We start from the raw sequence: 12954 nt of genomic DNA, 5'->3' as shown, positions 1-12954 counted from the left end.
GCTCACTCTCCTGCCGCGCCGGGTCGGGCCGAGGCCCGGACCGCGGTCGCGGCGTCGATGAAGCCGCGGATCGCGGCCTCGGGGGCGCCGTCCTTGACGAGGGCCTCGCCGACGAGCACGGCACCGGCTCCCGCCCGCACGTACGCGGCGACGTCGGCCGGCCCGCTGACCCCGGACTCGGCCACGCCGACGACGCCCTCGGGGACGCGCGGCAGCAGGTCGGTCACGGTGCGGGGGTCGACCTCGAGGGTCTTGAGGTTGCGGGCGTTGACGCCGACGAGGACGGGGTCGAGCGCAAGGGCCCGGTCGAGCTCGGCGGCGTCGTGGACCTCGACGAGCGCGGTCATGCCGAGCTCGCGGGCCTGGTCGTGCAGGTCGCGCATGAGGGCGTCGTCGAGAGCCGCGACGATGAGCAGGATGAGGTCCGCGCCGTGGGCCCGGGCCTCGGTCACCTGGTAGGCGTCGACCATGAAGTCCTTGCGCAGCAAGGGAGTCCGGACCGCCGCGCGCACCTCGTCGAGGTCGGCGAGGCTGCCGGAGAACCGGCGCTCCTCGGTGAGCACGCTGATGGCGCTCGCTCCCCCGGCGGCATACGACCGCGCCAGCAGGCCGGGCTCGGGGATGTCCGAGAGCGCGCCCTTGCTCGGGCTCGACCGCTTGACCTCGGCGATGACGGCAACGCCTTCTGCGGAGCGGATGCCCGGCATCGGGTCGAGCGCCGGGGGCACCGACGCGAGCCGCGCCTCCAGGTCAGCCGGCGACAGCGCGGCGCGACGGCGTCCGAGATCCTCGCGGACGCCGCTGATGATCCCGTCGAGAACCGTGGGCACTGCTCTCAGCTCTTGCCGATGGTCTCGGCGCCCGTCTCGTCGGGGGCGTCGACGATCGAACCCGCCTGCGCGTGGTGCCCCTTGTTGCCGTAGCCGGCCATGGACATCGTCTTACCCGCGGCGACACCGGCCACGATGACGACGGCACCGATGATGCCGAGGACGAGGCTGGGGATGACGACCGCGACCGACGCGATGGCCGTGCCGAGCAGGATGACTCCGACCCCGGTCCAGGCTGCGGTGCTGTGACCGTGGTCCTCGTGCTGCTCTTCCATGGCGTCCTCTCTGGTCCGATCGGCGCCACTCGCGTGCGGGCCGACGACGTTCATTCTGTCAGGTCTCGTCAGGGGCGTCGCGCAGGGTCGGGTCCCGGCCCTCGGACAGCTCGTCCCACGTCGTGCGGACCTCTCCACGCGGCCCGCTCGCGGGCTTGTCGCCGCGCTCGTAGCGACCCGAGAGGCCGGCCCACCTGCGGCTCGACACGGCTGCCGAGGCGGACCCGAGGGCCAGCAGGACCGCCGCTGCGACGGCCAGCCAGACCCACACGGTGCTCGCTCCGGTGGCGGCCGGAGCCGTCGTCCGGGCGAGCTCGCGGGCGACAGCGTCGGCGACGGTGTCGACCGGGCGCAGCGCGACGAGCACCGTCATGGCCAGGGCACCGAGCGAGGCCAGCACGAGGGCGATCGCGGCGACGGCCCGGATGATGCGGCCACCCGTCATGAGGCCGAGCAGGGCCACCACGCAGACGGTCGTGAGACCGACGACCCCGGGTGCCGCGGTGCCGCCGGTCACGTCGGTGACCGCCTGGCTGAGGACGTCCTTGGACTCACCGCTCGCCCACGTGCGCGTCGTGAGGCCGAGCAGCAGGGCCGCGGGGACGAGGACGACGAGGGCCGCGCGCTTCTTGTCGAGGGCGCCGGGCCGGGTGCCGGACGGTGCTACGGACGTCATGGGCGGTGGTCTCCCAGCGGTCGCAGGCCCGCGGCGGCCGCCACGGCGCGCAGGGCGGCAGCGGCCTTGTTGACCGTCTCCTCGTACTCGAGGTGCGGCACGGAGTCGGCGACGATCCCCGCGCCGGCCTGGACGTGCGCGCGGCCGTCCTTGATGAGCGCCGTGCGGATGGCGATGGCCATGTCGAGGTCGCCGGCGAAGTCGAGGTAGCCGACGACGCCGCCGTAGAGACCGCGCCGCAGCCCCTCGTAGGCGTCGATGAGGGCCATGGCCCGCGGCTTGGGGGCCCCGCTCAGCGTGCCGGCGGGGAACGTGGCGACGAGCGCGTCGTAGGCGCTCTGGTCGTCGCGGAGGTCACCGACGACCGTCGACTCGATGTGCATGATGTGGCTGTAGCGCCGGATCGACATGAAGTCGACCGTGTCGACGGTGCCGGCGCGGCAGATGCGCTGGAGGTCGTTGCGGGCGAGGTCGACGAGCATGAGGTGCTCGGCCCGCTCCTTCGCGTCGCCGAGCAGCTCCTCGGCGAGGTGCGCGTCGTGGTCGGGACTCTTGCCCCGCGGGCGCGACCCGGCGATGGGGTGGGTGATCGCCTGGCGTCCCGTCACCTTGATGAGCGCCTCGGGGCTCGAGCCGACGATGTCGTAGGCCGTGCCGTCGGGATGAGGGAGCCGCAGGAGATACATGTACGGGCTGGGGTTGCTGACCCGCAGCGCGCGGTAGACGTCGAGGGCGTCGGCCCGGCAGGGCACCGTGAAGCGCTGGGAGACGACGATCTGGAAGGCCTCGCCGGCCCGGATCGCCTCCTTGGCCTCCTCGACCATCTCCTCGTACTCGGCCTGCGTGTGGCTGCTCGTCGGGTTGCTCGGGGTGGGCTCGATGGTGGCCACGGTGCTCGGCGCGGGGGCCGCGAGCTCGTCGGTCATCCGGTCGAGACGGCTCACGGCATCGGCCCACGCGTCCTCGATGCGCTCGTCGGTCGCGTCGTGGTTGACGGCGTTGGCGATGAGCAGCAGGGAGCCGTCGCTGTGGTCGAAGACCGCGAGGTCGGTGGCGAGCATCATCGCGACCTCGGGCAGGTCGAGCTCGTCGCGGCCGCCGTCGGGGACCTTCTCCCAGCGGCGGACGGCGTCGTACGTGATGGCCCCGACGAGTCCCCCGGTCAGGGGCGGCAGACCCGGCGTGCGAGGCGTCGCGAGGGCGGCGACCGTGTCGCGGACCGCCGCGGTCGGGTCGCCGTCGGTGGGCAGCCCGACCGGCGGCTCGCCGATCCAGTGGACCCGGCCGTCCTTCTCGGTCAACGTCGCCGCGCTGCGCGCCCCGACGATCGAGTAGCGCGACCAGACGCCGCCGTGCTCGGCGGACTCGAGCAGGAAGGTGCCCGGGGCGTTCTTGGCGAGCTTGCGGTAGACGCCGACCGGCGTCTCCGCGTCGGCGAGCACCCGGCGTACGACCGGGATGACGCGACGGTGCTCGAGCGCCAGCTCGGTGAAGACCTCGAGGCTCGGCCACGTGCGTCCCCACGCGAGGTCGGCGTGTGGCGCGGGCGCGGCGGCGAGCGAGGTGTTCGAGTCGGGCACCGAGCCATTCTGGCCCACGCGGTCGTATGCCGTGTCCCCGCCTCACCCGTCGAACACGCCCCGCCGCTCCCCACGCCACTCGAGTGGGCGCGCAAGCACGGTCGAGTCAGCGCCCGGTCACAGGAACGTGGGGCGGAACGCTCAGTCGAGTGGGACGGAGCGCTCACTCGACGGGGGTCAGGTGGTGGTGGTGGGCTCGGGCTCGCCGACGGTGGCAGGGAGCACGCGCGCGTCGAAGCACGTGCGGTCCCCGGTGTGGCAGGCCGCGCCGACCTGGTCGACGGTGACGAGCAGGGCGTCGCCGTCGCAGTCGAGGCGGACACCCTTGACCCACTGGACGTGGCCGCTCGTGTCCCCCTTGCGCCAGTACTCCTGCCGGCTGCGTGACCAGAAGGTCACCCGGCCCTCCCCCAGGGTGCGGCGCAGCGCCTCGTCGTCCATCCAGCCGACCATGAGCACGTCGCCCGTGTCGTGCTGCTGCACGACGGCGGCCACGAGGCCGTGCTCGTCACGCTTGAGCAGACTGGCGATCTGCGGGTCGAGCGTGGTGGGGTCGGAGATCGGGTCGAGGGCATCGGTCACCTGCCCATTGTGCCGGGCCGGTCCCCCGGGCCGCCGGTCCGGTCCGGTCCTACGATCGGCGGGTGGACCCCGACCGTGCGTCCCGGACCCTGCTCGTGCTCCCGAGTCCCCTGCTCCCGGCCTCGGTCCACGACGGCCTGCGCGACGCCCTCGGCCGCCGCGGACTGTCGGCGTCCGTCGCCCCAGGACTCCTCGACACCGGGCAGGGCGCGCTCGACCTCGTCGCGCGCTGGGCGAGCCTCGTCGGACCGGGCACGGTCCTCGTCGCCCACAGCAACGCCGGCTACCTCGCACCACTCGTGCGCGCAACCGGCGGGACGCCCGGTCCGATCGTGTTCATGGACGCTGCCCTACCGCCGGCCGCCGGGTCGTGCGCCCTCGCTCCGGCCCCGTTCCGCGAGTGGCTGGGCGAGCTCGCCGATGCCGAGGGACAACTCCCGCCGTGGACCCGGTGGTGGCCGCGGACCGACCTCGACGAGGTCCTGCCGGCGGACCTCTTCGACGCCGTGGACGCGGTCTGCCCGCGCCTGCCCCTCGACTACTTCGACACAGTCGTCGCGGCGCCGCCCGGTTGGGTCGACGGCCCCAACGCCTACCTCGCCTTCGGCGTCACCTACGGGGACGAGCGCGCCTTCGCCGAGCGTCACGGCTGGCCCGTCGCAGACCTCGAGGGGTTGCACCTGGCCTTCGTCACGGAGCCCGACGTCGTGGCTACGTCGATCGCCTCGCTCGTCGGGCGGATCGGCCCGTAGCAGCCGGTCAGACCGCCTGCTGCTGGGCGACCCACGACTCGTGGAGCTTCGAGTAGACACCGCCGAGGCGGACGAGCTCCGTGTGGTGGCCACGCTCGACGATGCGGCCGGCGTCGACGACGATCACTTCGTCGGCCGCCTGGGCCGTCGAGAGCCGGTGCGCGATCGCGATGGACGTGCGGCCGCGGGTCAGCGAGTCGAGGGCGCGTTGGATCCGCACCTCGGTGCTCGGGTCGACGGCCGACGTCGCCTCGTCGAGGACGAGCAGGTCGGGGTCGGCGAGGTAGGCCCGGGCCAGCGCGACGAGCTGACGCTCGCCGGCCGACAACGACTCGCCGCGCTGGCCCACGTCGGTCGCCAGACCGAGCGGGAGGGTCGAGACCCACGGGTCGAGGCCGAGCTCGGTGAAGGTGAGGCGCACCTCCTGCTCGCTCGCCCCTGGACGGCCGAAGCGGATGTTGTCGAGCAGCGTGCCGTCGAAGAGGAATCCCTCCTGGGGGACGAGCACGACGCGGGACCGCAGCGACGAGAAGCGGATCGTGCGCAGGTCGACGCCGTCGAGGAGCACCTGCCCGCTGCTCGAGTCCATGAGCCGGGTGAGCAGCTTGGCGAGGGTCGACTTGCCCGATCCGGTCTCGCCGACGATCGCGACGCGGCTGCGCGGCGCGATCGTCAGGTCGATGTCGTGGAGCACTGGCGCGCCACCGGGGTAGGCGAAGCCGACCTCGTTGAACTGCACGGTGATCGGTCCGCGCGGCAAGGTGACGCCGGAGTCGCCCGGGTCGGAGACGTCGGCGGGGGTGTCGATGATGCCGATGACCCGGCGCCATCCGGCGACGGCGTTCTGCATCTCGTTGAGGATCTCGGTGGCCTGCTGGACCGGCTGCGTGAAGAGGTTGACGAGGAAGAGGAAGGCGAGCAGCTCTCCCAGCGTCAGGCTGCCGCGGGCGGCGAGCACGGTGCCGACGACGAGGACGACTGCCGTGGTGAGTCCGGAGACGAGCTGCCCCGACGTGAACGCCACGACCGAGCGGGCCTGGGCGCCGATGGCCGCCTTGCGGTGCGCCTCGACCGCGGCATCGATGCGCTCGGCGGTGCGGTCCTCGACGCCGTAGGCGCGGATGGCCTGCGCCCCGACAACGGCCTCGGAGATGGCTCCGAGCATGTCGCCGACGCGTTCGCGCACCTTCGTGTAGGCCCGGCCGACGATGCCCTGGAACTTGCGGATGATGACGAAGAGCGGCACGAAGCACAGCCACACGACGAGGCCGAGGAGCGGGCTGTAGACGACCATGAGCACCGTCGCGAGCGAGATCTGCGCGATGTTGATCATGAGCATGAGCCCGCCGAACTGCACGAACATCGAGATCGTGTCGACGTCGGACGTGACGCGGGAGACGAGCGACCCGCGCCGCTCGGTGTTCTGGGTGAGCATCGCGAGGTCGTGGATGTGCCGGAAGGCCCTGAGACGCAACGTCGCCAGGCCGTTCTCGGACGACCGGAACAGGCGGATGTTGACGAAGTAGGCGGAGACCGCCGTCACGGCGACGCCGACGAGGGCGACGCCGATGTAGACGGCCACGACCTGGGTGTCGGGACCGCCCTCGGCGAGGAGGCCGTTGTCGGTGATGCGCTGGACGACGAACGGCACGAGCACCCGGCCGAGGGTCGAGAGCACGGCGAGGAGCACCGTCACCCAGATGCCCTTGCGCAGCTCGGGTGAGAGCTCGACACCACGACGCAGCGTCTGCCACGTCGTCATCTCCTTGCCCGTGGCGACACCGTGGTGCTCGACGAGGACCTGCGACCGCATGCTCATCGGGAGACCTCCTCGGCCGCGTCGGCGCCGAGCCCGGGCTCGTCGCGCTCCTCGGCGGACGCGATGGCCTCGCGCTCCGCGGCCTCGCGGGCGTATGCCGTGACGAGCCGCTCGTAGCCGAGGCACCGGCCGAGGAGCTGGTCGTGGGAGCCGTGGTCGACGACCCGACCGCCCTCGAGGTAGACGATCTCGTCGGCGAGCAGGATCGTGGCCATGCGGTAGGCGACGACGAGGACGGTGGTGCCCGAGCTCGCCTCTCGGAGCCGGGCGAGGATGGCCTGCTCGACGCTCGGGTCGACGGCCGACGTGGCGTCGTCGAGGATGAGCAGCTGCGGCTCACGGATCACGGCACGGGCCAGGGCGATGCGCTGGCGCTGTCCGCCGGAGAGGCTCGCGCCGCGCTCGCCGACGTGGGTCTCGAGACCGTCGGGCAGACGCTCGACGAAGCCGGCGCCCTGCGCCACGTGCAGCGCGCGCCAGACGCTCTCGTCGTCGTGCTCGACACCGAGGGTGATGTTTCCGCGGACGGTGTCGTCGAACATGAAGGTCTGCTGCGCGACGAGCGCAGCGACGTCGCTGATGCCGCCACGGCGCACCTCGCGCAGGTCGACGTCGTCGACGAGCACCGCCCCCGAGTCGGGGTCGACGAGCCGCATGACGAGGTTGGTCAGCGTCGACTTGCCGCTGCCCGTGGGCCCGACGATCGCGACCGTCGCTCCGGGCGCGACGTCGAGGGTGACGTCGACGACCGCCGGGTTGCGGTCGGCCTCGCCCGTCTCGGTCTCGATCTCATAGGCGTACGCGAGTCGCTCGGCCTGCAGGTGGCTCGCGCTGCCCCGGGGCAGCGCACGGTCACCGAAGGTCATGCTGCCCGTCGCGTCCAGGACGGCCGAGACGCGCTTCCACCCGACGACGGCGCGCGGCAGCTCGGCGAGGACCCACCCGAGGGCTCGCACGGGGAAGGCGAGGATCGAGAAGAGGTAGGCGATCTGGACGACCTGGCCGGCCGTGAGCTGGCCGCTGCTGACCCGGAGGGTGCCGACGAAGAGCACTGCGAGCGTCCCGATCGTGGGGATGGCCTCGATGGCGGGGTCGAAGCGGCCACGCGTGCGGCCGACCTCGATGTTGGCGTCGCGCAGCTCGTGGGTGACGACGCGGAAGCGCTCGGCCTCGTGGTCCTCTCGGCCGAGTGACTTGACGATGAGCGCCGCCTCGAAGCTCTCGTGGGCCACTTCGGAGACGTCGGCGCGCAGCTGCTGCGCTCGGGTGACCCGCGGCGACATGGCTCGCTGGAAGGCGACGTTGGCCAGGAAGAGCATCGGGAAGACGGTGAGCCCCACGAGCGCGAGCCAGGGGTCGACGATGACCATCTGGACGATGCCGAAGACGAGCATGACGACGACACCGAGGGCCATCGGCAGCGGCGCGAAGATGTTCCACGTCGCCTCGACGTCGGCGTTCGCGTTGGAGAGCAGCTGACCGGACGGGTGCTTGTGGTGCCAGCTGAGCGGGAGCCGGAGGTACTGGCGCGTGACCTGGCCGCGGTACATCGCGCCCAGGTTGTACATCGCGACGCCGCCGGCGATGCGGCGGCCGATGACACCGATGATCGTCGTGAGCACGACCGCGGCCATGACTCCGCCGATGAACCACAGCTGGGACGCGGTGACGTATCCGGCCTCGATGGCGGGCGAGATGGCGTGCTGGACGACGAAGCCGATGGCCGCCGCCGTCAGGCTCGTCATGACGCCGTAGACGACGCTGCCGACCACGGCGAGGGAGAACCAGCGCGGCTGGCCCTTGATGCCCCGGCCGATGACGGCGAGACCCTCCCGAAGGGTCGAGGTGGGCGGGACGTTCACGGTGTGCTGCTCCCCTGGTGACGTGCTCTGTGGTCGACCCCTCAGCCTCTCACGCGTCACCGACACATCTGACATCCGACCGTCTGGTCCAGAGCCACTCCGCGCCTGCGCCCGCGTCCGCCGGCTCGTCGGCCCGCTCGAAACCGAGACGCGCGAGGACCCGGTGGCTGGCGACGTTGGCGGGCTCGGTGTGAGCGACCACGGTGAGGCCGGCGGCCTCGAGCGAGCGCACCATCCCGGACAGGACGTCGGTCATGAGACCCCCTCCCCGGGCCTGCTCGACGAGCCCGTAGCCGATCTCGACCACGCCTTCGTCAGGAGGCCCGAAGCAGCCGATCGAGCCGACGGCCAGCCCGTCGGACCTCCGGACGATGTGGCGCGGGGTCCACGCGTCGGGGCCGGAGGGCATCATCCCGACGGCGTCGAGGTCGTCCTCGCGCGGGTAGCCCTCGGCCCACCCCTCGCGCGTCTCCCCCGCTCGCATCGCCGCGGCCTCCTCGGACGTCACCGGCACGAGCCTCGCCTCCCGTGTCTCGATCGGTCCCGGGCCGATCGGCTGCGCCGGGGCGCCGGTCCGGACCCAGTGCCGCAGGACGCCCTCCCGCTCGTCCTCCAGGACGCCGCCGGACGACGTGATGGTCCGCGCGGAGGCCGTGTTGGTCGCGTCGCACGTCACGAGGACGGGGTCGATCCCGCGGGACGCGGCGAGGCGGAGCGCGAGACCCAGCGCGGCGCGGGCGATCCCCTGGCGCCGGACAGCCGGCGACACGGCATACCCGATGTGTCCGCCCTCGGCGACGAGGGACGGGGTGAGCGCGTGGCGCACGGCGATCGTGCCGACGACACGACCGTCGCGGACGACCCACCGGTTCGACGACGGCACCCGGCCCTGCGGGAGGGCCTCGTCGGACCGCTCCATCCGGCCGAGCCAGTCGACCCACTCCTCGAAGGCGTCGCGGTCGCGCAGCAGCTCGCGGTCGCCCGAGCGGTAGCTCGAGCCGTGGATGGTCGTGTCGGCGAAGTCGTCGACCATCTCCCACCACGAGTCGGACAGGTCGACGGTGGGGCGCACGAGCTCGATCACCGTCCGACCCTAGGCACAGACCTCCGCCCGGGCCACCGAGATTCGGTCGTGGCCGACGCCCTGAGAGGATGGCGCCATGACGCGCCACGCCCAGTCCGAACGCCTCCTGCTCTGCGACGAGCTCGACCGGCGCGGACCCGACCAGCCGACGCTGTGCGAGGGGTGGGAGACCCGTGACCTGGCAGCCCACCTGCTGGTCCGCGAGCACCGGCCCGACCTGACGGCCGGGCGCTTCGTCCCGTTCCTCGCGGGTCACCTCGAGAAGGAGCAGGGCAAGATCGCGCACGGCGACTACACGGCGCTCGTCGACCGCGTCCGCCGGGGCGCCCCGGTGTGGAACCCCATGGCGCACCCCAAGGTCGACGAGGTGACCAACCTCATCGAGTTCTTCGTCCACCACGAGGACGCCCGCCGCGCCCAGCCCGGCTGGGAGCCGCGCGAGCTGTCGCCCCAGCTGTCGGGCAAGCTCTGGTCGGCGCTCAAGCGCTCGTCACGCCTGATGTTCCGGAAGGCGCCGACGGGGATCGTGCTCATCGCCGAGGGTCAGGGCCGCTACGCCGCCAGGCTGCCCGACGAGCACGGCACCGTCGTGCTCCGCGGGACGCCCGCCGAGCTCGTGCTCTACGCCTACGGCCGCAAGAGCGTGGCGCGCGTCGAGTTCGAGGGCGACGCGGACGACATCGCCGCGCTCCAGGAGACCGCCCTCGGCATCAGCTGACCCGCCGGCACCGGCCGGACGGCATTCAGCGGACCGTCACACCGGCTGCGCGCAGGGCGTCCTTGACGTCGCCGACGGTGAGCTCGCGGAAGTGGAAGACGCTCGCGGCGAGCACGGCGTCCGCGCCAGCGGCGACCGCGGGTGCGAAGTGCTCGACGCGTCCGGCGCCCCCGCTCGCGATGACGGGCACCGACACGGCCGCGCGCACGCGCCGGATCAGCTCGAGGTCGAAGCCGTCCTTCGTGCCGTCGGCGTCCATCGAGTTGAGCAGGATCTCGCCCGCCCCGAGCTCCGCGGCCCGCGCGCACCATTCGACGGCGTCGAGGTCGACCGGCGTGCGGCCCCCGTGGGTCGTCATGACGAAGTCGTCGGTGGGCCGGCCGCCGTCGCCGAGTCGCCGGCGGACGTCGGCCGACAGGACGAGCACCTGTGCTCCGAACCGGGCCGCGATCTCGGAGATCAGCTCGGGTCGGGCGAGGGCGGCGGTGTTGACCCCGACCTTGTCGGCGCCGGCGCGCAGCAGGCGGTCGACGTCGTCGACGGTGCGCACGCCACCACCGACGGTGAGTGGGATGAAGACCTGCTCGGCCGTCCGGCGCACGACGTCGTAGGTGGTCTCCCGGTCACCGCTGCTCGCCGTGACGTCGAGGAAGGTCAGCTCGTCGACGCCCTGGTCGTCGTAGAGCTTCGCGAGCTCGACGGGGTCGCCGGCGTCACGGAGGTTCTCGAAGTTGACGCCCTTGACGACGCGCCCGGCGTCGACGTCCAGACAGGCGATGACTCTCGTGGCGACCGGCATGCGACAAATCTAGGGCAGCCCGGGTGACGGTCACGGGTCGGTAGGGTCACGCCCATGTGGGACGAGGTGACGCGGCCGCCGCGCGAGGATCACGTCGCCGCCATCGTGTCCCTCGCGCTCGTGGCGGAGCCCCGCTGCGGTGACGTGGTCGTCATCGCCCTCGACGGGCCCAGCGGCGCCGGCAAGACGACGCTGGCCCGCGGGATCGAGCTCGCGCTGGCGCCGAGGGGTCCCGTCGCCGTCGTCCACATGGACCACCTCTACCCGGGCTGGGACGGGCTGGCCCAGGCACCCGGGCTGCTCACGGCGCAGGTGCTCGAGCCGATGGCGCGCGGCGAGCGGGCGACCTACCGGCTGTGGAGCTGGGTCCGCGAGCAGTGGTCGGGCACGCGCGACGTGCCACCGTGCACCTTCCTCGTCGTCGAGGGGTGCGGCTCCAGCGTGGAGCCCGCGGGGTCGTATGCCGCCGTGTCCGTCTTCGTGGACGCCGACACCGCGTTGCGGATGCGCCGCGGGATCGACCGCGACGGTGAGGTCTACCGACCCCAGTGGCAGCGCTGGGCCGACCAGGAGTCGGCGCTCTTCAGCGCCGACGCGACGAGGGAGCGCGCGGACCTCGTCCTCGACACATCTAGTCTCTGATGGTGCTTCGACGAGACCGACCGCTCCGCCCCCTGCCGCCCGTCTGGGTCATGGCCCTCGCGCTCGTCGCCGTCGCCGCGAACCTCCGGATCGCGATCACGAGCGTCCCTCCGCTGCTCGACGCGATCTCCGCTGACCTCGGCCTCAGCCACGCCGCGGCCGGGGCACTCACGACCCTGCCGGTCCTCTGCATGGGGCTCTTCGCGCCCGTCGCGAGCCGGATCGCCCACCACACCGGGGCGGCCGCTGCGGTGCTCGGAGCGGTCATCAGCATCCTCGTCGGCACGGCCAGCCGCTTCGCCGGCGACCACGTCGTCGTGCTCTACGCGGGGACCTTCCTCTGCGGCGTCGGGATCGCCGTCGCCGGCACACTGCTGCCGAGACTCGTCAAGACCTTCTTCCCACCCGAGCGCACCGGTCTCGTCACGGGCCTCTACATGCTCGCGATGATGGGTGGGGCGGCCCTCAGCTCGGCGCTCGCCGTGCCGCTCGCCGACCGACTCGGCAGCTGGCAGGCCTCGCTGGGTTCGTGGTCGGTCATCGCCCTCGTCGGTGCCCTCGCGTGGGCGCCGTTCACCCTGCGCGCCAACCCGCACCACACGCCGGACGAGGAAGGCCCGGGCCGGCTGCCGTGGCGGCACCACACGGCCTGGCTGGTCGCCGGCTACCTCACCCTGCAGTCGTGGTGCTTCTACTCGGCCGTCACGTGGCTCGCCCCGACGTACGTCGAGCACGGATGGTCACGGGGGTCTGCCGGCTACCTCGCCGCGGTCTTCAGCGGGGCCCAGATCGTCTCTGGCCTGCTCGGCCCCGTGGTCAGCGACCGCACCCGGGACATGCGCCGTCTCCTGTGGCTGGCCGCGGTGCTCGGGATCGCCGGCTCCGTCGGGATCTGGGTCGCACCGCTCTCGGCGCCGTGGGTGTGGGCGGTCGTCACCGGGCTCGGCCAGGGCGCCGCCTTCTCGCTCGCGCTCGTGCTCCTCGTGCGCTACGCCCGCACCCCCGAGGCGAGCGGGCGCCTGACCGGCATGGCGTTCCTCATCTCCTACGGCCTCGCCTCGATCGGACCCCTGGCGATGGGGCTCGTGCGCGACGTCACCGGGAGCCTGTCGCTCGTCTGGGGCATCCTCGCCGCGATCGGGGTCGTCCAGCTCTTCGTCGTCCAGCGTTTGCGGCCCGACCTGCGCCGCGTGGAGTGAGCGCCGCGTGAGGGTCGGGTGACGCCGGGACCGAACCGGTCGTTCGCCTCCCGACCCCCACATCTGGGGCTCGTGGTGCGCTTGGGACGAGCCAATTAGGGCGAAACGGCGTACAAAGGACGATTTGCCTGTGCAG

13 protein-coding genes are annotated in these 12954 nt (G+C 72.6%); 4 read left to right on the top strand and 9 right to left on the bottom strand.

What is annotated here, in order from left to right:
- Positions 1-2: 2 nt before the first annotated feature.
- The 5 genes from trpC to hisI all read right to left on the bottom strand — a co-directional run bounded on the left by trpC (position 3) and on the right by hisI (position 3943).
- Positions 3-830 (bottom strand): indole-3-glycerol phosphate synthase TrpC, encoded by an 828-nt coding sequence (gene trpC, locus ASH01_RS13560; protein WP_056776576.1) that lies wholly within the window; start codon positions 828-830, stop codon positions 3-5.
- Between the two features lie 5 nt (positions 831-835).
- The gene (locus ASH01_RS13555; protein WP_235508748.1) at positions 836-1105 is read right to left on the bottom strand and encodes an HGxxPAAW family protein; all 270 of its coding nucleotides are present in this window, start codon (positions 1103-1105) and stop codon (positions 836-838) included.
- A 58-nt stretch (positions 1106-1163) separates the two neighbouring features.
- A complete protein-coding gene (locus ASH01_RS13550; protein ID WP_056776571.1) occupies positions 1164-1781 on the bottom strand; it encodes a Trp biosynthesis-associated membrane protein in 618 nt (205 codons plus the stop codon).
- Positions 1778-3361, bottom strand: coding sequence for an anthranilate synthase component I (locus ASH01_RS13545; RefSeq protein WP_056777716.1), 1584 nt, complete (start codon positions 3359-3361; stop codon positions 1778-1780). Before ASH01_RS13545 ends, ASH01_RS13550 begins: the two co-directional genes overlap by 4 nt.
- Positions 3362-3538: 177 nt before the next feature.
- The gene (hisI, locus tag ASH01_RS13540; RefSeq protein WP_056776569.1) at positions 3539-3943 is read right to left on the bottom strand and encodes a phosphoribosyl-AMP cyclohydrolase; all 405 of its coding nucleotides are present in this window, start codon (positions 3941-3943) and stop codon (positions 3539-3541) included.
- Positions 3944-4005: 62 nt separating this feature from the next.
- Between hisI and ASH01_RS13535 the strand changes: the two genes are divergently transcribed.
- On the top strand, positions 4006-4695 hold the full coding sequence (locus ASH01_RS13535; RefSeq protein WP_056776563.1) for a hypothetical protein: 690 nt from the start codon (positions 4006-4008) through the stop codon (positions 4693-4695).
- Between the two features lie 7 nt (positions 4696-4702).
- Here the strand turns inward: ASH01_RS13535 and ASH01_RS13530 are convergent, their stop codons facing one another.
- The 3 genes from ASH01_RS13530 to ASH01_RS13520 are packed head-to-tail and all read right to left on the bottom strand — an operon-like array spanning position 4703 to position 9460.
- Positions 4703-6514, bottom strand: a complete 1812-nt coding sequence (locus tag ASH01_RS13530; protein ID WP_056776560.1) for an ABC transporter ATP-binding protein — start codon at positions 6512-6514, stop codon at positions 4703-4705.
- Complete coding sequence (locus tag ASH01_RS13525) at positions 6511-8376, bottom strand: ABC transporter ATP-binding protein (protein ID WP_056776559.1); 1866 nt, start codon at positions 8374-8376, stop codon at positions 6511-6513. Before ASH01_RS13525 ends, ASH01_RS13530 begins: the two co-directional genes overlap by 4 nt.
- Positions 8377-8425: 49 nt before the next feature.
- The gene (locus ASH01_RS13520; RefSeq protein WP_056776557.1) at positions 8426-9460 is read right to left on the bottom strand and encodes a GNAT family N-acetyltransferase; all 1035 of its coding nucleotides are present in this window, start codon (positions 9458-9460) and stop codon (positions 8426-8428) included.
- Positions 9461-9536: 76 nt separating this feature from the next.
- On the opposite strand from ASH01_RS13520, the gene ASH01_RS13515 reads away from it, so the two are divergent.
- Positions 9537-10178 carry a TIGR03085 family metal-binding protein gene (locus ASH01_RS13515; RefSeq protein WP_056776554.1) on the top strand — a complete coding sequence of 214 codons (642 nt, stop codon included), beginning with the start codon at positions 9537-9539 and terminating at the stop codon, positions 10176-10178.
- Between the two features lie 25 nt (positions 10179-10203).
- Here the strand turns inward: ASH01_RS13515 and hisF are convergent, their stop codons facing one another.
- A complete protein-coding gene (gene hisF, locus ASH01_RS13510; protein ID WP_056776551.1) occupies positions 10204-10977 on the bottom strand; it encodes an imidazole glycerol phosphate synthase subunit HisF in 774 nt (257 codons plus the stop codon).
- 54 nt (positions 10978-11031) lie between these two features.
- Between hisF and ASH01_RS13505 the strand changes: the two genes are divergently transcribed.
- Positions 11032-11619 carry a uridine kinase family protein gene (locus tag ASH01_RS13505; protein WP_056776548.1) on the top strand — a complete coding sequence of 196 codons (588 nt, stop codon included), beginning with the start codon at positions 11032-11034 and terminating at the stop codon, positions 11617-11619.
- A 2-nt stretch (positions 11620-11621) separates the two neighbouring features.
- Positions 11622-12818 (top strand): MFS transporter, encoded by a 1197-nt coding sequence (locus ASH01_RS13500; RefSeq protein ID WP_235509612.1) that lies wholly within the window; start codon positions 11622-11624, stop codon positions 12816-12818.
- Positions 12819-12954 lie beyond the last annotated feature (136 nt).

It is taken from the genome of Terrabacter sp. Soil811 (assembly GCF_001429655.1).
GTDB lineage: Bacteria > Actinomycetota > Actinomycetes > Actinomycetales > Dermatophilaceae > Terrabacter.
Note: the sequence above shows the minus strand (reverse complement) of the source record. Positions and strands in the feature narration are given on the sequence as shown.